At 55.4% G+C, this 19,472-nt stretch carries 17 protein-coding genes, 2 tRNA genes and 1 other RNA gene; 6 read left to right on the top strand and 14 right to left on the bottom strand.

Translation table 11 applies throughout. The features are described 5' to 3' along the window. Positions 1–235 precede the first annotated feature (235 nt). From DN611_RS03920 to DN611_RS03900, 5 genes are all read right to left on the bottom strand, one after another. Positions 236–805 carry a KilA-N domain-containing protein gene (locus DN611_RS03920; protein ID WP_119310696.1) on the bottom strand — a complete coding sequence of 190 codons (570 nt, stop codon included), beginning with the start codon at positions 803–805 and terminating at the stop codon, positions 236–238. Between the two features lie 53 nt (positions 806–858). Beyond that, entirely contained in the window at positions 859–1,209 is a 351-nt protein-coding gene (locus tag DN611_RS03915) for a recombinase family protein (protein WP_119310695.1), read from the bottom strand. Between the two features lie 359 nt (positions 1,210–1,568). After that, the gene (locus DN611_RS03910) at positions 1,569–3,182 is read right to left on the bottom strand and encodes a hypothetical protein (protein ID WP_119310694.1); all 1,614 of its coding nucleotides are present in this window, start codon (positions 3,180–3,182) and stop codon (positions 1,569–1,571) included. Beyond that, positions 3,179–4,234, bottom strand: a complete 1,056-nt coding sequence (locus tag DN611_RS03905) for a hypothetical protein (RefSeq protein WP_249390700.1) — start codon at positions 4,232–4,234, stop codon at positions 3,179–3,181. Before DN611_RS03905 ends, DN611_RS03910 begins: the two co-directional genes overlap by 4 nt. A gap of 38 nt (positions 4,235–4,272) precedes the next feature. Next, a complete protein-coding gene (locus DN611_RS03900; protein ID WP_119310693.1) occupies positions 4,273–4,635 on the bottom strand; it encodes a hypothetical protein in 363 nt (120 codons plus the stop codon). Positions 4,636–4,838: 203 nt separating this feature from the next. Between DN611_RS03900 and DN611_RS03895 the strand changes: the two genes are divergently transcribed. Next, positions 4,839–5,969: an IS3 family transposase gene (locus tag DN611_RS03895; RefSeq protein ID WP_119310692.1), complete on the top strand. Its 1,131-nt coding sequence runs from the start codon at positions 4,839–4,841 to the stop codon at positions 5,967–5,969. A 213-nt stretch (positions 5,970–6,182) separates the two neighbouring features. On the opposite strand, the gene DN611_RS03890 is transcribed toward DN611_RS03895, so the two are convergent. Beyond that, positions 6,183–6,258: transfer RNA gene (locus DN611_RS03890), tRNA-Ala, on the bottom strand. A 330-nt stretch (positions 6,259–6,588) separates the two neighbouring features. Between DN611_RS03890 and ffs the strand changes: the two genes are divergently transcribed. The 4 genes from ffs (at position 6,589) to DN611_RS03870 (ending at position 10,867) form a co-directional block, all read left to right on the top strand. Continuing rightward, an RNA gene (gene ffs, locus DN611_RS03885) (signal recognition particle sRNA small type) lies at positions 6,589–6,688 on the top strand. 40 nt (positions 6,689–6,728) lie between these two features. Continuing rightward, on the top strand, positions 6,729–8,423 hold the full coding sequence (dnaX, locus tag DN611_RS03880; RefSeq protein ID WP_119310691.1) for a DNA polymerase III subunit gamma/tau: 1,695 nt from the start codon (positions 6,729–6,731) through the stop codon (positions 8,421–8,423). Positions 8,424–8,442: 19 nt separating this feature from the next. Further along, positions 8,443–8,811 carry a YbaB/EbfC family nucleoid-associated protein gene (locus DN611_RS03875; RefSeq protein ID WP_025544956.1) on the top strand — a complete coding sequence of 123 codons (369 nt, stop codon included), beginning with the start codon at positions 8,443–8,445 and terminating at the stop codon, positions 8,809–8,811. A 265-nt stretch (positions 8,812–9,076) separates the two neighbouring features. Further along, a complete protein-coding gene (locus tag DN611_RS03870) occupies positions 9,077–10,867 on the top strand; it encodes a DUF4127 family protein (RefSeq protein WP_158629806.1) in 1,791 nt (596 codons plus the stop codon). A gap of 453 nt (positions 10,868–11,320) precedes the next feature. Here DN611_RS03870 and DN611_RS03865 read toward each other — a convergent pair. From DN611_RS03865 to polA, 8 genes are all read right to left on the bottom strand, one after another. Next, positions 11,321–11,396 (bottom strand) — tRNA-Thr (locus DN611_RS03865). A gap of 680 nt (positions 11,397–12,076) precedes the next feature. After that, positions 12,077–13,084, bottom strand: coding sequence for a tRNA (adenosine(37)-N6)-threonylcarbamoyltransferase complex transferase subunit TsaD (gene tsaD / locus DN611_RS03860; protein ID WP_025544958.1), 1,008 nt, complete (start codon positions 13,082–13,084; stop codon positions 12,077–12,079). A 21-nt stretch (positions 13,085–13,105) separates the two neighbouring features. Beyond that, positions 13,106–13,699 carry a GNAT family N-acetyltransferase gene (locus DN611_RS03855; protein ID WP_021749325.1) on the bottom strand — a complete coding sequence of 198 codons (594 nt, stop codon included), beginning with the start codon at positions 13,697–13,699 and terminating at the stop codon, positions 13,106–13,108. Then, positions 13,653–14,156 carry a ribosomal protein S18-alanine N-acetyltransferase gene (rimI, locus tag DN611_RS03850; protein ID WP_021749326.1) on the bottom strand — a complete coding sequence of 168 codons (504 nt, stop codon included), beginning with the start codon at positions 14,154–14,156 and terminating at the stop codon, positions 13,653–13,655. Before rimI ends, DN611_RS03855 begins: the two co-directional genes overlap by 47 nt. After that, positions 14,153–15,037 (bottom strand): DMT family transporter, encoded by an 885-nt coding sequence (locus tag DN611_RS03845; RefSeq protein ID WP_025544961.1) that lies wholly within the window; start codon positions 15,035–15,037, stop codon positions 14,153–14,155. The genes rimI and DN611_RS03845 overlap by 4 nt, the downstream gene beginning before the upstream one ends. Then, positions 15,034–15,534 (bottom strand): AAA family ATPase, encoded by a 501-nt coding sequence (locus DN611_RS03840; RefSeq protein ID WP_021749328.1) that lies wholly within the window; start codon positions 15,532–15,534, stop codon positions 15,034–15,036. The genes DN611_RS03845 and DN611_RS03840 overlap by 4 nt, the downstream gene beginning before the upstream one ends. Further along, positions 15,531–16,187, bottom strand: a complete 657-nt coding sequence (locus tag DN611_RS03835) for a chloramphenicol acetyltransferase (protein ID WP_021749329.1) — start codon at positions 16,185–16,187, stop codon at positions 15,531–15,533. The genes DN611_RS03840 and DN611_RS03835 overlap by 4 nt, the downstream gene beginning before the upstream one ends. Further along, complete coding sequence (gene polA / locus DN611_RS03830) at positions 16,187–18,835, bottom strand: DNA polymerase I (RefSeq protein WP_119310688.1); 2,649 nt, start codon at positions 18,833–18,835, stop codon at positions 16,187–16,189. Before polA ends, DN611_RS03835 begins: the two co-directional genes overlap by 1 nt. Before the next feature lie 162 nt (positions 18,836–18,997). Between polA and DN611_RS03825 the strand changes: the two genes are divergently transcribed. After that, positions 18,998–19,414: a hypothetical protein gene (locus DN611_RS03825; protein ID WP_119310687.1), complete on the top strand. Its 417-nt coding sequence runs from the start codon at positions 18,998–19,000 to the stop codon at positions 19,412–19,414. Positions 19,415–19,472 lie beyond the last annotated feature (58 nt).

Here is a 19,472-nt window from a genome sequence, read left to right as displayed (position 1 = left end):
AGTATAATGCGAATGGAAATACGCCGTTCTAATTCAGAGATATTACCCATATTTCACGCCTCAGTAATCCTGCGGATATGCATACCGGGCAATCGAATACTCACTGCTTAAGAAAAGTGCATTGTGGAAAAGAAGCAAATCGTACCCATACTCATAAGCAGGTGGAAGGAGTAAACTGGTTTGATACGAAACATACCATTCTCCATCCACTCATGCACTTTAATCAATTTCTGTTTTACATATGTTTCCTAACGATTGCCAACCGAACCTTCGGATCTATCCATAGCTGGAAGCCTGCAGCAATTTCAGGGTAAGCACTCACGCCTCCACCTTTACCTTGCTTTACCTGTATCCCAACAGCGTGAGTCTTTCGAATCCACAGAGATGGTGTAATGGTCAGTGATGTCGTATGTCCCTGATGAATCAGTTCCTCACAGGCCCTATCATCAAAACCTTCATTCATGTCATTTTCCCATTGGCGGAGAAACTCTAATGTGTTGCGGCTGCGCATCCAGCTTTGGATTACATATCCCGGCGACTCATCGGAATACTGCCTTGCCAATTCTGTCAGGGAGACCATGCCATCATAGGCCAGCATCCTCATATACAGGCTGATGGTCTCATGATAGTCCCTGATTTTTTGTGTGGTCCGCAGCTTTTCCTCATTCAATGTATCATAGAATCTCTCTTTTGCGGCGTCGGCCGCTTCTATATCGACCAATCCTTTTGTCAGAAGGGCATCAATGGCAGACTCATATTGAAATGCCAAGCGTATGTATCGCTCATGTAGTTCATTCTCGTTCATGGCCCATTCTCCTTTTTATTTAGTATAACAAGAGAAATGGGTTCTGTATAGTCTCATTTTGTATCAAAAACTGGAGACTGATACCTGACTGCCTTTCGTGGATACCCGGCTTTATCATAGTCTACATTGCAACGTCGAGCTTTCTCAAACTGAGTATCCATGTATATCTTAATACCAACCAGGGGGATATATTTTTTGTTCGCCAGAAGTTTATCCACGGCCGCCCTCGTCCATTTTACTTTTCCAGTTGGAGAAACCACCCCTTTTTTGAAAAGCAGATCAACAATCTTGCCTAAGCTGGCTCCGGCAAGGTAATCATCAAAAATGCTACGGACAACATCCGCCTTTTCTTCATGAATAACGATTTCCTTGCCAATCAAAACATAGCCATATGGAAGTTTCATAGTTGCCTCACTTTTTAAAACATAAATAAAAGCAGGTTTAAGGAAGATACCTTTTCCTTAAACCTGCTTGTTGACACATGTGATATGTAATTATAACTAATTTGTATCTCGCCATTTTGTGCTATATCGCCAAGTAAAAACAAAACCTGCGTATAACTATCGTTAAACGCAGGCTTTGTCTACAATGGAATGTGTAGACAAAAAAGATGCAGTCTGCACCAACTCCAAACTAGGGCCTAGCGTAGCGGGGCCGGTGTGGAAGTGAGGCGTAGTCACCTTTTCCCCCAAAAATAATATGATATGAAAAGCTAGCGCAAGGGGCGATCTAATATAGTGAGTCAATACTTTTTATACCCCATTTAAATCTCAATCGAAAGGTCATTCAACAATGCAACAAAGGATTCTACAAAAGCACCATCAAGGATCTTGCTTGGAGTATGAGATTGATAATTTATATGATTCACATCTGGAAGGTCGTCATATTTTCCTATCTCTTCATGCTTTAATGTTGTTGTCAGTATTACTTGCTTATCAATTGATTTTGAGATTTCAAGCACCGTATTTTCTTTTCCAGTCGATAAGTCTTCTGCTCGGAAGGAGTCAATTACTATTGGGAAACTGTGCCGCAACACAAATTGTAAGGCAAACAATTTCACCACATGAAAAATAGTCGCCTCGCTTCCAGAATACACCTCATTTCGCTGAGTAAATAAGCTTGAATATATTATATTACCATCCGGATCAATCTGATGGTAAAGTTCATTCATTTTGCCTATAATTGCTGATAACAAAGCTACTCTTTGCTCTTGCGTTTCAATCGATGCATTTTCACTGGCTAACAGTTGACTCTTTAATGTAGCGACTTCCATGTCTATCTCTTTAATTCTGGCTTCTGCATCTGAAGCCGAAAAAATATCTTTCTTGTAAGCGACAATAGATTCAAGAGAGACGCTTTCATCATCCATTAAAGATTGCAAACGTTCTTGCTCTATAATTATTTCTGCAGAAAGCCGTTCAATTTCTTCGCTATAAGCAGAAATTTTTTCTGAAATAGAATGAATGATTTCATTTCGCATTTCAACTGTAGACACATCAAACGAGTAGGATGTTTGAACTGACTCTCCAGTACTAAACGAGATATTTGTAGAGTTGCAATCCATGCATCGTAATTCTCCACACGATATTGTGCGATTTAAAGAGCGAAGTTCGTTAATCGTATGCTCCCATTTACTCTTACGAGTAGATACACTATTACGAGCCTTCCGTAATTCCGCAATTTTATTTTGGACTCTTTCAAGACTCTCTATTTTTTTACCAAATGCGAGGCGGTCACTCTCCGCGCTAAGATATGAAACAGGTGTTTTTTTCGATTTAAGTATTTTATGTTGTTGTAGCAATAGCTTTTTCTCGTCAGAAAGAGTTATTATATGACTCTTTATCTCATCAATCCTCTCTTGTGGAAGTTGCTCTCCAATTAAACCAGCATATGCGTAAAGCATATCGATAAAATCTTGTTTATTATAGAAGCCGTGATTGGCGATATTGGACGTGTCCTTCTTATCTTGTCCAATAAAGAAAAGCTGGACATATAGTACTGGATCTACAATCCTTAAAAGTTGATTTTTTGCTATTGACGGAAGTGGAAATATATTCCTGTTCCAATATCTTTTAAGTTCAGAAACATTATCAAAAATAAGTACAGTAGATTCACGCTTTAATACAAATCCATCGCCAGATCGGCAAAGTTTGAATATAATCCCAGCTTCTTCAAATTCGATATAGTAATAATACTTCTGAAATTCAAATGATGTAGGGAATGTTGGTTCATTTCCTAAAGCATACATCATTGATTGGATTACAATCGTCTTTCCCTTATTATTATCGTCGCTCGAAATGATGTTCACACCATTTGTGAAATTTCCTTCAATAAATGCTTCAGCAGCATTTCCTACAGCTACTTTCCGTATCTTCATTGTTGAACACCATCCTTGACTACAGAGATAAAGTACTTAAGTGATAGGGCGTCAAAGTCAGGACACCGAACAATACAATTAGGTATTGCCTGAATTTTTGTAAATAGAGACTGCACAGAGTCATCTGGATGTTCGACAATCAGTTGATATGTATTCTCAAATAGATACCAAAAACCATCTGCCGCATTTTTATTGAATAATGCCCTACATAAGGCACCTTGGCAATCTTCGAGCATTTCCCTCTGCCTTTCTGGTGGCCAAGTATTATAGATACTTACAAAAGATGGTGGTATTCCTTGACCCAGCGGATCTCTATTGATAATACGCTGTAAAGTCATTAAACGAATTTCATTATTAGTTAAGTGCCTGCAATAGTTTAACGCTTCATCAGTCGTTTCAATCACAATCCCCTCGACTGAAGAAATATTTTTTTTGCTTGCCTGTTTATCTCTTATCTCATTAAAAATAGCGTTAAGTATTTTTTCTTCTGGAATAATATTCGGATGTTGCCTTATAATTGCTTTTACATATTCACTTGGTTTTTTACCATCATCAATGACAAAAAACACTTTTCTCAGGAAACCATTAATGTTCTCATCGGTCAAGTCGGTGCTATCAATATATTCTTTTGCGGAACCTTCTTCATGTAAGCCTAACTTAATCTGTTCTATCGCTGCATCCTTTACATTTTCAATCCCAAAAGTTGTAAGAGAAGAATCTTTGCGAAGAGATCCGGTCACACTGCCAATAAATAGAATATATGCCTCAAAGGTTAATGGGCTCATATAATTCTTGAACAATGTGACAAGTTCTTTCCCGATAGCTTTGGGACTAACATGATGTGCGCCTTTTGATTGCACATCCCACAATCTGGATGCCATGTTGTCCATCCCAGTTAAGTCATTAAAGAAATCTACAACAAAGTAGTATATGTCATCACTATCGGGTCTGAAATTCATTAAATAAAGCAATGCCTTGGTTTCTGCCTCTGAACCAGATTTCCTTAATCTTTCAGATGATTTTACAGTGTATGACATATTCTCATCTCGCATTCATTTTCAGCTCATGCCAATCTAATGTTCTTTTATTTTTATATTATATCACAATTTTTCCACTTCTCAACAAAAAAGCAGGCACAGAGAGACACAGGCAGCACCCAAGCTGTCCACATTTTTCTGTGCCTGCTTCTTAGTAAGGAGATGGGTGATTTCAAAACTACAGACGAATCGGATGAAAATTTTTCTTTGGAGAGCATGCTTACTCGCTGAATCACCCTATATAACATGGATTCCAAATACTCCATAAGGTCGATATTTTTTGTAGAAATGAGTTCCATGATTTCCGTGACTTTGTTTTCTCGGCCTATATCGTGCCGGGCATCCAGTTCTGTACGCTTTTTATTTATCACAACAGGGCGTATTTCATTGATGATATCCTTGATTTGCAGGTTCACAACTTCACTCCCTGACACCAAAGCAGTCAGTCCAATTCCTTGACCAGTTCTTGAAGTTTGCTTTTTATAAAATAGACTGATTATAATAATTCCTTTGTCAATACCAGGCTCAAGTATTGTTAGCAGGGCAGGCGGCCTCTCTTCGTGTTAATCTTTTTCTACATGCTACACTAGTAGCATATTACAAGAAAGGGGCAAACATCATGACCTACACAGATCAAGAGAAAACCGATATCATCGCACAGTACAGGCAGGGCAAGCCAATCCAGGAATTATGCGCAGAATACAGTGTCTGCGTACGGACGATCTATCGCTGGGCAAAACTATACTGCCCAGCGGTTCCCGATGAAAGACGCACCTGCACCGTCAAAGAGTATGATGCACTTCTACACAAAGTCTCTAAATTGGAAAACATGGTCGCCGTTTTGCAAACCGTCGGCTGCACCGTCCATGCTCCGTTGAAGGAGCGACTGACGGAGCTAGAATTACTGTACGGCCAATATGATGTCCATACACTTTGTGAAGCTCTGAATGTTCCCCGCGGGACTTTCTATAACCACATTCTCCGAAATAAACGGAGCAACGCTTGGTTCGAAAAGCGGCGGGAGGAATATCGTATTCTGATTCAGAAGATATTTGATGAGTACCGCCAGGTGCTGGGTGCTGAAAAGATCCGCACAATACTTGTCCAACATGGCCATCAAGTCAGCACAGAATATGTGGCAAAACTGATGAGAGAGATGGGCCTAGCTAGTATCCGCAGCACTGCAAAACAGGACTACATGAAACTTCATGAACCGGAAAAGAAACGGAACATCCTCCAGCAGCAGTTTCAGGCGGACAAGCCCAACCAAATCTGGGTCAGCGATGTTACTTGTTTTAAGCTGGGGGAGTTCTATCTTTACACCTGTGTGATTTTGGATTTGTTTTCCCGCAAAATTGTCGCATACAAAGTATCCAGAAAGAACAGCACCCAGTTGATCACATCTACTTTCAAAATGGCATGGGCACAAAGAAACCCAGAAACAAAACTCATCTTTCACAGTGACCGAGGTGCTCAATACACCTCGCATCGATTCAAACAGCTACTACATGAGCACGCTGTGGTACAATCTTTCTCCAATTCAGGGCGGCCTCATGACAACGCTGTTGCTGAATCGTTCTTCGCTACACTCAAAAAGGAGGAGCTTTACAGGAAGGACTACACTTCCGAAACAGATTTCAAACGATGCCTTGCATCTTATATCGAGTTTTACAACACACAGCGGCCACATCGCACATTGAAAAACCGAACACCTTGTCAGGTAGAAGAGTTGTTCATGAACGGCAAATGAGGAGAGCAACTTACTGACATAACAGGGGTTCGAATCTCGTCGATTACACGTTTTGTGTTTTGATTTTACCCTGTTTGTATTTTTCAGGTGACACAAGACATGAAATACAGAAAGGCCTGAACCCCTTGCAATGCAAGGAGTTCAGGCATAAAATGACCCCACCCGTTCTGAACAACGACAAGCGTTTGTTCAAATTGGGTGGGGTCATTCATTTGGTGGACCCAATCGGGATCGAACCGACGACCTTACGGATGCGAACCGTACGCTCTCCCAGCTGAGCTATGGGCCCATATTGGCCATTTTCCATCGAAAAAAGTTATGAAAAACGGATTTTCAGGATATTCGATTTTGAGGGAAAATCATGGAAAACCAGACTAGTGAATGGGAAGAGAACCAGCGCTGCGGGATGTAGTTTTATATGGCTGCAAACGCAGCGCCCTCCCCGTTGAACTATGAGTCCATCATTCCTGTCATGCAACGGCAGATAATATTATACCATAATTTTCTCTGTTGTAAAGACTATTTTTTTCAGAAAGCGGAAAATTTTTTGTTGCCAATTTGCAGAGGATATAGTAAAATAAATAAGCTATAACGTTACAGTCCTCCGCATGCAGCTGCGGAGCCGGTCTCGCGCAATGGATGCCCGCGAATCATGTCAGGCGGGGAACCGAGCAGCATTAAGCGGGATGTTCCATGTGCCGCGAGGGCGCCGGTTCCGCAGCTGCATGCGGAGGACTTTTTTCGCTTGGAGGTGATTTCTTGTATCAGGCCCTGTACCGCAAATGGCGGCCCAAAACGTTTTCGGATGTCATCGGCCAGTCCCACATCACCCAGACTCTGCGTAAGCAGGTGGCGGAGGGCCGCACCTCCCATGCGTACCTCTTCACAGGCACCCGGGGCACCGGCAAGACCACCTGTGCCAAAATCTTGGCCAAGGCCGTCAACTGCGAGCACCCGATGGACGGCGATCCCTGCTGCCAGTGCCCCTCCTGCGTGGGCATCGAAAACGGCAGTTTTCTGGATGTACTGGAGCTGGACGCTGCCTCCAACAACGGTGTCGACCAGGTGCGGGCCTTGCGGGACGAAGCCATCTACGCCCCGGCCAATGTGAAGAAGCGGGTGTACATCGTGGACGAGGTCCACATGCTCTCCACCCCGGCCTTCAATGCTCTGCTGAAGATTCTGGAGGAGCCGCCGGAGCACCTGATGTTCATTCTGGCCACTACGGAGCTCCACAAGGTGCCCGCCACCATCCTCTCCCGGTGCCAGCGGTTTTCCTTCAAGCGCATCACGCCTCAGGACATCGCGGCGCGGCTGCTGTATGTGGCCGGACAGGAGCAGATCGACCTGACGGCGGATGGCGCGGAGCTGTTGAGCCGTCTGGCGGACGGCGCTCTGCGGGACGGCCTGAGCCTTTTGGACCAGTGTGCCGCCGTAGGCGGAACCGTGGACAGCCGGGCCGTGCTGGAGGCGCTGGGCCTGGCGGGAAACCTGCAGACGGCCCAGCTGATGGAGTTTATTCTGAGCCGGGACGCCAAGGGCGCCCTGCTGCAGCTGGACCAGCTGTACCAGGGTGGCAAGGATGTAGGCGCGGTGCTGGGTGAGCTCAGCACGCTGGTCCGGGACCTGCTGCTGCGACGTACAGCGCCGGAGGGGGGGGCAGCCCTGCTCTCCGGCGGCTATGACAGCGCCACGCTGGACAGGCTGGGCAGGGAGATTCCCGCTACCCGGCTGATCTACCTGGCCACTACGCTGCAAAGGGCCACGGCGGACCTCTATTACAGCTCCAACCGCCGCACGGATGCGGAGCTCTGCCTCCTGCGGCTGTGCGACGAGTCCCTCTCTGGGGACCTGACGGCCCTGGAGGCCCGGGTCCAGCGGCTGGAAGACAGTGCCCAACGGGGGCAGCTTCTGCGGGCGGCCGCCGCAGAAAGCGGCGGCACGGTGAAGCTGTCCTCCGGCCCCGTACCGCCCCCGGCACCTGCGCCGGAGGATGCCCCGCCTCGGGAAGAACCGCCGGCACGGGAGGAGCGCCCTCCGCTTCCCGAGGAGCCGCCTCTGCCGGAGGAGCCCGGAGCGCGGGTGTTCGACGTACCGGAGGCGCAGCCCGCCGCCCCCTCCCCTGCTGCGGCATCCGCTGTGGGGGGCAGTTGGTGGCGGGCGCTGGCAGAGGGTTGCAAGGGCCGCCTGCCGCCTATGTACCGGGTGTTTCTGGATATGTGCACAGGTGTTCTGGAGGGCGGCCTGCTGACGGTTTATGCCCCGGATGACATTACCTTGGGACGTCTGGACAATGACCGGGTGCGAAATGCCCTGATGGAGGAAGCCGCCAGCGGCGGCGTGACGGTGCGCCTGGTCTTTCAGGTGGGAGAGCCCCCCAAGGCCACGCCCCGGGAAAATCTGCAGAACCTGCTGAAATTCGGCAGTCAGTTCGATAATATCGAGATCAAGTAATACAAAGGAGAGACCAGTTATGGGATACAGCGCACGCCGTGGATTTACCAACGGCAGCATGAAGATGACCGGCGCTCAGCGCCAGGCGGAGATGCAGGCCCGCATCCAGCAGATGCAGGAGCAGGTGAATGCGGCCCAGGAGGCCGTAGAGGCCCAGGAGTTCACCGCCAGCGTGGGAGGCGGCGTGGTAGAGGCCAAGGTCAACGGCAAAAAGGAAGTGCTGGCCGTTACCATCAAACCGGAGGCCGTGGACCCGGAGGATGTGGAGATGCTCCAGGACCTGGTGGTATCCGCTGTAAATGAGGCCCTGCGCCAGGCCGGGGAGGCCATGGACAAGAGCATCGAGCAGGCCACCGGTGGGTTGGACCTGGGAGCATTCGGACTGTGAGGGAATTCGGAGGGGAGCAGGCTCCCCTCCGAGCCACCACGGCGGTCACTGGAGACGCCGCCCAAGGCGGCTGAGTCCATGTATTTTCGGCAGGCGCATATCCTGCCGAAAATGGTTTCAGATTCTTGAGCTGCCGGAGGCAGATCAACTGGGGAAAACCGAAGGTTTTCCCCTGCCCCTTTTCCCGTCCCGAGAGTGTGGGGCAGGACAGAACAGATGGAGCGGAGCCGATGGCTCCGCTCTTTTGGAAACAGGAGAACATACCATGAGAAGACGGATGTTGGCAGCGGCGCTGGCCTGTACGCTTCTGGCAGGGTGCGGGCCGGTGCGGACGGAGCCTGTGGAACAGGAGACCCCCCGGGCCGGTGCGCCGGTGATCGCCTACGTACCTCTGGATGACCGGCCAGACAACGCCGAGCGGGTGGTATACCTGGCGGAATCCTTGGGCTACGAGTTGGCCATGCCGGAGCGGGACCTGTACCGCACCCGGCTGGACGGCCAGCCCCCGAATGAGAACGGGACCCAGTACGGGGACCGGGGAGCACTGTACGAGTGGGTGGCTAAGCAGGAGGCCGCCGGGTGTGACCGGTACATCCTGTCCCTGGATCAGCTGCTCTCCGGCGGGCTGGTCAGCTCCCGGGCTATGACTGGGGAGAACCCGGTGACGCTTTCCTCCGGAGAGACACTGGTGGAAGCGGAGCTGCTGACGGCGGTGATCGACCTGCTGGCAGCGGATGAGAACAACCGGATCTGGTTGCTGGACACAGTCATGCGGCTGGCGGCCACCACCGGCTACGGCGGGTTCGGCCTCAACGAGTACAATGCCCTGCGGACTTACGGCATGGCACCCCGTCCCCACCTGGAGGGCACGGATCTGACCATCGGGAACATTGTGGCGGACTACCCCCTGGGGGCGGACGGAACCCCCGTCCCGGTGGAGGCGGAGGAGCCGCTGCCGGAGGGAGCCGTGGAGAACTATCTGGCCTCCCGGGAGCGGAAGCTGCGGCTTAGCGACGCCATGTTCCAAGCTCTGGAGGAGACGGCGGACGGGCAGTTCCGGGTATTGATCGGCATCGACGACTCCTCGGAGGAGGACAGCATCCAGAAAAACGAGATCGCCTATCTCCGGGCGCAGCTGCGCCAAGGGGACGCCCTGCTCTCCGGTGTGGACGACCTGGCCTTTAAGGCGGTGACGAAGCTCTGCCTGGAGGAGTGGGGCTGGGAGGGTGCCGCGGTATCCGTCCAGTATTTCGGCGGTACTGAGGACCGGCCTGCCTGCGCCTATGACTACCAGCCTCTGGAGGCCATCGTGGCAGAGCACTTCGACTTTTTCGACCTGACGATGGCGGAACCCGGCGGCGAGGAACTGGCAATGCTGGTGCTGACCCAGCCGGCAGACCCGGCAGCCCAGGAGACGTATATCAACGCACTGGTCCAGTGTCTGAACGACAACCGGGCTGCCGGGCTGCCTACCATCCTCATCGACGCGGGAAACGGCACCTACGGGACCGCCTTCCATAAGGCGCTGACAGATCAGGCAGAGCTTGGCTGGCTTTTGAGCTATGCGGGTTTTCTGGATATGGCCATCGTCACCGGCACGGCCCTGAGCCATGGTGTGGCCCGGTATGCCTTCCTCCAGCACGGTGAGCAAACAGATGCCACAGAACAGGCATTTCTCCGGACCTTGGCGGACAGCATTCTGAAGGACTTCTGCTACAAGAACATCGTGCGCAACGACATTCTGAGCTTTGTCCGGAACGACCTGTCGGGCAATGCCGACAACTTCTGGATGCCGGACATCGACCGGGTGTCCATCCTGGAGCGGCTGGAGGCCGGCATGGCAGCGGCCGTGGCCCCGGTGATCGAAAACCTGGAGCGGAGCAACTTCATCTCTTCCCTTTCCGCCACCCGGGAGTATGCCGAGCGGGGCTGGGGCGGCGTGGAGCTGACGGGATACGGCTTCCCCTGGGACCGGGCCTTCGAGATCAGCATGGAGATCCGGCTGGGGGCATTCACAGAGCCTCATAAGGCGCTATTGGGAATTTATTATAAGTAAGGTGCATGGATTCCCGGCGGAGCGCGGCAGGAAGCACGCGCAAAGCCGTGGAGCTTCCGGTCGAAACGGACATTGAGAACCTCATGGGCCCCGGTGCAGATTCCGCACCGGGGCCCTCTTTCGCTCGAAGGAAGCCACACGGTCTTCCGTCTCCTCTTTGCGTTTTGAATTTCTCTGCTCCAGCCGCTCACAGGGGCATCCTCCCTCCGAGAGGCCCTCTGGCAGTATGCAGGCCGCACATGGTCGGGGTTCTCGTTCACCAGCCCCGGCCTGCCGCCAGTGCGCGCAGATGCCTTAGGCAGCACAGGTTCTGCGCTCATCAATAACAACGATCCGGGCCGCCTCCAGCCGGAGATGCACAAGCTAAATGACAGTTGCTACCACATTACCACCGTTATACAACATTTCCAGAAAAAGAGAAGCCCCAAGGCCGTTGGACCTCAGGGCTTCTTTTGGAGCTAATGATGTGACTCGAACACACGACCTGCTGATTACGAATCAGCTGCTCTACCGACTGAGCTACATTAGCTTATCAATTCATGACATGGTGTTTTTGGAAAGGCACATCCAGAACAGGATATATTTTATCATATTTTTTGACCGACGTCAACAGATTCTTTTGATTTCCTGCCACACTCTCTGCATGGCAATTCCTGTATATTACATTTTGTATTTTGAAGGAATTCCTTCAAAATATTTTCAGGCGATTAGCCTATTTCCTACGCTTTTCCCCCGAATTCCGCCCATTACAACAGGAAATTCTGTTGTGATTTTCCCAAGAAACTTCGACAAATTCTGTCATTATTTTCTGTTGACTCCCTTCTTTTTGCAGTCTTCCGTTCTTTTCAGCATTTACATAATTTATTTGATAATTTCTTTTTACAAAGAGTTATTCACATTTTCCACATGATTTTCCACACGCGAATTTTCTATTTATTTTCAATATTTTTTTGTAAATTGTATAAATTTACCATCTTCTCTTTTTGCGCTTTTCCACCGCCCAAAAAAGCGTCTAAACTTTACATAATGTTTTGCCTTCAAAAACTTCTCCGTCTCTCCTGCCTGTTTTTCCAAAAGTGAACGGCAAATGAAGACCACCCGAGCTGCGCCTTCACAAAAAGCAAGGTATCTGGCTTTACAGATGCAGCCTGCATAAGCTCGTTATGCATTTTCCAATAAATCAGGCGGCCGCTGACGCGGCCGCCTGATTCAGTCTGCAATGTCCCGTGTAGCATAGGCGTTCAGCTCCATGCCAGCCGTATGCCCTGCCAGATATTCATAATACCCCTGGGCGCCGATCATGGCACCGTTGTCGCCGCAGAGTTTCAGCGGCGGCAGGTATAACCGGATGTCTGCCGCCTCGCAGGCCCGACGAAGATCCTCCCGGATGACGGAGTTGGCCGCTACGCCGCCGGCGGCGCAAAGCACAGTGCGGCCAGTCTGCTTTGCCGCCTCCATGGCCCGGGGCACCAGTGTATCGCTGACAGCCTGGGCGAAGTCCCGAGCCAGCGCTGCCCGGTCCAGAGACTCCCCCACCTGCTGAGCATGGTGGGCCAGGTTCACCACCGCCGTCTTGAGGCCGGAGAAGCTCATGTCCAGCTCTGCCCCGTCCACATGGGCGTGAGGCAGGGTGTACACCCCGCCCGGGGACTGCCGGGCCAGGGCGTCCATGGGGGCGCCGCCGGGATAGGGCAGGCCCAGCACCCGGGCCGCCTTGTCGAAGCACTCCCCTGCTGCGTCATCCCGGGTGGCGCCCAGAATCTCCATATCCGTGTAGTCCCGGACGTCCACGATCATTGTGTTGCCTCCGGAGATGGCCAGGGCCAGGAAGGGCGGCTCCAGTTCCGGAAAGGCCAGGTAATTGGCGGCGATGTGGCCCCGGATGTGGTGCACCGGGATCAGGGGCACCCCCAGGGCAAAGGCCACCGACTTGGCGAAGCTGAGGCCCACCAGCACCGCGCCGATGAGCCCCGGGGCATAGGTCACTGCCACCGCGTCGATGTCGGACTTCTCACAGCCCGCCTGCCGCAGAGCCTGGTCCGTCAGGGCGGCAATGGCCTCCACATGCTTGCGGGAGGCGATCTCCGGCACCACGCCGCCGTACAGGGCGTGGAGGTCCGCCTGGGAGGCGATGGCATCGGACAGGACCGTGCGCCCGTCCTCCACCACGGCCACCGCTGTCTCGTCGCAGGAGGACTCAAAGGCCAAAATTTTCATGATCTGTCCCTCTCTTTTCCGTCACTGCTGCCAGGATACTCTCTCGCCCGGCGTCCCATTTGGATCAAAGGGGATGCGGACATATCTGCGGAATTTATCCGGCGCAAAGGTACTGGCATAGACAAAGCGGTGCTCCTCCATCAGGGCGGACTCGTCCACTTTCCCCTCCGCCCAGTACAGGGTCTTGTAGGGTACGCCGAACATCTCCGTGTCATACCCGGCGGTCCGGGCGCCGTTGCGGGCATAGAAGCCCAGCCGCCGCTCTGCCATGGCCGGGTCCGGGGCGTAGCAAGGGATCTCACTCTCTCCGAAGATCACATTGCCCCGCTCCGCCTCCCGGAGCTTCTCCAGGATCACGGAGCCCAGGCCGCCGTTCCGGCGGTCTGCGGCCACGCACAGATAGTCCAGCAGGGCCCAGCCGGGGTGGCCCAGCCATAAAAATGCCTCGCCGGCGATGTCGTCCCCGTCAAAGAGGCACCAGGGGCGGTACCGCCCCTCGGCCCACATCTCCTCCATATTCTTCAGGGGCTTCAGCTCCGCTGCGGGAAATGCTGTCCGCAGGTCCCGGTCATAGACCGTCCGCAGCTGCTCCAGTGTCGGGATCCTCAGTTCCATCGGTAAACTCCTTTGTCATGATAATGGCATCCTCCTTCGGATGCTCGTAATAGTTTTTCCGCCTGCCCACGCTGCGGAAGCCCCGGCTGCCGTACAGGGCGATGGCCCCGTAGTTGGAGGCCCGGACCTCCAGCGTCAGAAACGCCAGCTTGTGGGCCTGGGCAAAGTCCAGGAACACTTGCAGCAGCTTCTGGGCGATGCCGTTGCGGCGGCACTCCGGCCGCACGGCCACATTGGTGATGTACCCCTCGTCCAGCACCACCAGCAGGCCGGCGTAGCCCGCCACGTGGTCCTCGTCATCCAGGGCCACCAGGAAGGCGGCGCAGTCGTTCTGCAGCTCCTCCACCAGCATGTTCCGGGACCAGGGGGTGGTGAAGCAGATCCGTTCCAGCTCCGCCACCTCGTCCAGATGGTCCCCGGTCATGGGGACGATGCGCACGTGCATCTGTTCTCTCATGGTTCTCTCTCCTCTCGTTTTCCGGCATCCCCGCCGATGGTACGGGCATACAGCCCCACGCCCAGAAGGACCGCCGCGCCTCCGGCAACCGTCAGCCAGCCCGGCCGCTCGCCAAAGAGCAGGAGTCCCCAGACAGAGGCGAACACCGGCTCCATCAGCTTGACCGTGGCGATGAAAGCCGGCGGCAGATATTTCAGCCCCCAGCTGAACACATTGTGTCCCAGCAGGGTGCAGCATACCGCCATGCCCAGGGCCGTCAGCCCGTTCACCGGACCGTAGCCGGCCAGCGGCGTTCCGCTCAGCAGGGCCGCAGCCAGCAGCGTGGCCGCGGCGGACGTATACACCAGAAAGGTGTACACTGACGTGGAGAGCCGCTGCCGGCAGACCGTTCCGATCATGGTATAGACCGCCATGGCGGCGGCGCCGGCCAGGGCAATCAAATCTCCCAGCAGCGCATTCGTCCCGGCGGCGCTGTCTGCCAGCGCCACCACCGCGCTGCCTGCAAAGGCAAGCAGGACCGCGGGCCAGGTCCGGCGGGGCAGCCGCTGCCCCAGAAACAACGCCGAGGCCGCTGCCACAAAGAATACCTCCGTATCCACCAGCACCACCGCCGAGGCGATGGAGGTGGCCCGCAGGGCCCCAAAATACGCCGCGAAGTGGATGCCCAGAAACAAGCCGCTGGCAAGGCACAGCAGCACGTCCCGCCGGGTCAGGGATTTCAGCTCCCGCCTTCGTCCCGCCAGTACCGGGACCGCCATCAGCGCCGCCGAAAAGGCCATCCGGTACAGCGCCAGGATCAGGGACGGCGCCGTGGACCACCGGACAAACACCGCCGACAGGGACACCCCAGCCACGCCCAGCAGGACGATCAGCCGCTTCATGCGCCGCCCTCCCTTCGGATGCACTCCGCCGTCTCCCGGGGCGTCAAAGCCGTCACATCCAGGTGCCGGATGTCCAGGGCATCATACAGCGGCAGGTAGGCCAGGCTCCGGTCCAACACATCCGGTATTCGCTTTCCGGCGCGGATATCTCCCTCCAGCCGGGACCGCAGGGTCTCCGGTGTGCAGACCAGGGAGACGGCCCGCAGGACATACGGCTCCGTCAGGCGGCGGAGCAGGTCTTCCCAGATTTCCCGCCGGTGCAGGACCCAGCAGAAAATCACATGGTCATAGGCAGAGCAGCGGAGGAAGCTGTTCAGGAGAAAAGAGATGTTCTCCAACACCATCTCCCGGGTCTCCTCCGTCACCTGGAAGGGGTGGGCATCCCAGCACCAGTCCCCGTCCAGGAACACGCTCCGGTCCAGCAGCTGCTGCAGCTGGCGGCAGGCGGCGGTCTTTCCCACGCCCATAGGACCGCCGATCATATACAGGCGCTTCATGCGCCCATCTCCGGCGCACTGTCCGCCCAGGCCTGGAGGCGGTTGAAGAACCGCCCCACGTGAAAGCCGTCCGTGACGCCGTGGTGGACCTGCATGGCCAGGGGCAGCAGGGTGCGGCCGTTCTCCTTCCGGTAGCGGCCCAGGGTAAAGATGGGCAGCAGGTAGTCGTTGGCCTCCGGCAGCTCCAGGTGCAAACTTCGGAAGGAGGCCCAGGGCACGGCGGAGATGTTGAAGAGTCCCTGTCCCGCCTCCGGCGGGCGGGCTTCAAAGGTGTGGATGTCCCCATAGCGGGCCCGGTCCGCCTCCCAGTCCTGGCAGAAGGCCCGCAGATCCGGCTGGTAGGCGGTCCAGAGGACGGAGAAGGTCTCATCGTCCTTGTGAAAAATCGTATAAGTGGGGTCCACCCGGTCGTAGACGCCGATGGCCCCCGTCTCGTCCATAGCCATGCGGAGGGCCGGGTCCGCGTTGACCATCCGGGAGATGCCGTGGATCACCGACGGATAGAACCGGAGTCCCGACCCCCGCAGGCGGGGCAGCAGGGCGGAGATGTCCACGTCCACCGTCATGCTGTACCAACAGGGCACGTCCCGGTGATAATGCTCAAAATACGGACGGCGGGGCCACGCGGCGTAGTCGATCTTCTGAAATCCCATCAGCCCTTGGCCTCCAGCCAGTTTCTGCCCCAGTGGGCGTCCGCCGTTAGGGGGACGGAGAGGGACACCACGTTCTCCATCTCCTCCTTCAGCAGCGCCGCGGCGGTCTCCGCCTGGGCCTCCGGGCACTCCACGATCAGCTCGTCGTGGACTTGCAGCACCAGACGGGCCTCCGGCAGTTCCTGCCGCAGGCGTTTCCGCACCGCCACCATAGCCAGCTTCATGATGTCCGCCGCGGTGCCCTGGATGGGCATGTTCAGGGCCACTCGCTCCCCGAAGGAGCGGAGGTTGAAGTTGGAGGACTTCAGCTCCGGCAGGTCCCGCCGCCGGTGGAACAGCGTCTCCACATAGCCCTGCTCCCTGGCCCGCTCCACAATGGCGTCCATATACGTCCGGACGCCTGGGAAGGTGGCGAAGTAGGCCTCCATATACGCCTTGGCCTCCGCCACGCTCACGCCGATGTCCTGGCTCAGGGAGAAGGCGGAGATGCCGTAGACGATGCCGAAGTTCACTGCCTTGGCCTGGCGGCGCATCTCATGAGTTACCTGGTCCGGCGCCACGTGGAACACCTTGGCCGCCGTCTCCGCGTGGAAGTCCCCGCCGGAGCGGAAGGCGGCGATCATGGCCTCGTCCCCAGCCATGTGGGCCAGCAGCCGCAGCTCGATCTGGGAGTAGTCGGCGTCCACTAGGACGCAGCCCTCCGCCGGGATGAACATCCGCCGGATCTCGCTGCCCAGGTCCGTGCGGGTGGGGATGTTCTGGAGATTAGGCTCTGTGGAGGAGAGGCGGCCCGTGGCCGTCACCGTCATCTGGAAGCTGGTCCGCACCCGGCCGTCCGGGTCCATGGCCTTCAAAAGGCCGTCGGCATAGGTGGATTTCAGCTTGGCGTACTGGCGATACTCCAGCACCGCCCCCACGATGGGGGCCTCGTACCGGAGCTTTTCCAGCACATCGGCGTTGGTGGACCAGCCGGTCTTGGTCTTTTTGCCATGGGGCAGGCCCAGCTTGCCGAAGAGGATCTCCCCCAGCTGCTTGGGGGAGTTGATGTTGAATTCCTCCCCCGCCATGGCGTAGATCTGCTGTTCCAGCTCGGCGCTCCGCCGGGCCAGCAGATCCCCGAAAGCACCGAGGGCCTTGGCGTCTACCCTGCATCCGGCGGTCTCCATCTCCGCCAGCACGGCGCAGAGGGGCATCTCGATCTCATGCAGCAGGTCCATCTGGCCCCGCTCCGCCAGTCTTTCCGCCAGGGCGCCGTACAGGGCGTCCACGGCGGCGGCGTAGCTGTCGAAGCTGGCCTCCGCCGCGGCGGCGTCCCCCAGCAGGGAGAATGCGTCCGGTTCCAGGTAGAGGGCCTTTGGCAGCTCCTCGTTGAAATAGGCGACGAACAGGCGGGCAAGGTCATAGCTTCCCGCCGTGGCGTCCAGCAGGTAGGCAGCCAGGGCGGTGTCGAAGACGAAGCCCTCCGCCCGCAGGCCGTTTTCCAGCAGCGTCCGCGTCAGGTCCTTGACATTGTGGGAGACCTTGCGGACGTCCGCCGCGAACAGGGCGTTCAAAAGGGCGTTCCAGTCCCCCTGATACTTGTCGAAGAACAGCTCCGCCGTGACGCCGGTGTCCGCCCCGGTCCGGCAGACCACAGAGAGGCCCGTCAGGTCCGGCAGGGCCAGCACCGATACATGGTCCGCCGCTCGCCAGAGGGCCAGCAGCCGCTCCGTCTGAGCAGGCTCTGTGACCTGCTCCACGGTCATGGTGAAGTCCGCCCTTTCCGCCGCTGGCTGCTCCGCCGGGGACAGGCCGAACTTCTCGATCAGCTTGGTGAACTCCAGCTTCAAAAACAGCGGGTAGGCGTCCGGGCCGGGCTTCCGGCACAGGTTCTCCTCGGGATGGAAGTCCAGAGGCGCGTCGGTAACGATGGTGGCCAGCCAGTAAGACTCCCGGGCGCTCTCCTCCCCCTCCGCCAGCTTGCGGATGGCGGCAGGCTTGGCCTCGATGTCCGGCATTTTGGCGTACAGGTTGTCGATGCTCTCGTACTGCTGGATCAGGGCCATGGCGGTCTTCTCCCCGATGCCGGGGACGCCGGGGATGTTGTCGGAGCTGTCCCCCATCAGGGCCTTCAGGTCGATCATGTGGATGGGGGCGAAGCCGTACTGCTCTTGGAAGGCGGTCTCCGTCATATCCTTGGTGGTGGTCTGCCCCATGCGGGTGGACACCAGCTTCACCATGGTGTGGTCGGTAATGAGCTGCAGGCTGTCCTTGTCGCCGGTGACCACCACGCAGTCCCAGCCGTCCGCCTCGCACTTGCGGGAGATGGTGCCGATCAGGTCGTCGGCCTCCCAGCCCTCCTGCTCATAACGGGGAATGTTCAGGGCGTCCAGCACCTCTTTCAGCACCGGCACCTGGACCCGGAGCTCCTCCGGCATGGGCTTGCGGGTGGCCTTGTAGGCCTCCGACGCCTGATGGCGGAAGGTTGGAGCGTGGACGTCGAAGGTGACGCACAACGCGTCCGGTGCCTCCTCCCCCTCCAGTCGAAGGAGCGTGGTGAGAAATCCGAAGATGGCGTGGGTGTAAAGCCCGTCCCGTGTGGTGAGAGGACGGATGCCGTAATAGGCCCGATTCAGGATGCTGTTGCCGTCGATGACCATGAGCTTCATGGGGAGTTCCTCCTGCCCGCAGGCTGATTTTTCCATAGAGATATAGTATATCCCAAATCCGGCGTTTACGCAAGGCGGGTTTGCCTTGCAATGGGCCGCCGTCTGTGATAGATTGATGGAGAGGCGGTCCTGTTTTCGGATCATGGAAAGGAGGGCTACATCATGATGAAGTGCCGTCTGTTTTCCGCCCTGCTCCTGCTCTTTACTCTCATGGCGGCGGGCTGTTCCGGCCAGCCGGCAGCGGTAACCGCCGACGACCTCGCCGACCAGGTCTACATCTACGAAAAAGAGGGGTTTGGGAGCGATTTCTATATCGCCCTCAACAGTGACGGAAGTATGCGCTGTTCCGAAGGAGCCCTGAGCAGCTATTTTGGGCTCGGCACCTGGAAACTGGACGGAGACACCGTGATCCTCACCACAGATGATGAAAAATTCGTCAACCGCTTTGCCGTCAAGGACGGTACGCTGGTGTACCAATCAGCGGATTCCACAGGCTTTATGTACCTGACAGTGTCCGACGGCGAAAAATTTCTGCCCTCCGGGGCTCCCGTCGGCAGCCTCGACATCGACGAGGGGTAACACGACGCCCCCACACCATTCCCGCCGGGCGGCAGATTGCCGCCCCTACATTTTTACG

The sequence above is a fragment of the Oscillibacter sp. PEA192 genome (genome assembly GCF_003574015.1).
Classification (GTDB): Bacteria; Bacillota; Clostridia; order Oscillospirales; family Oscillospiraceae; genus Oscillibacter; species Oscillibacter welbionis.
This window is presented reverse-complemented; position numbering and strand designations above follow the sequence as displayed.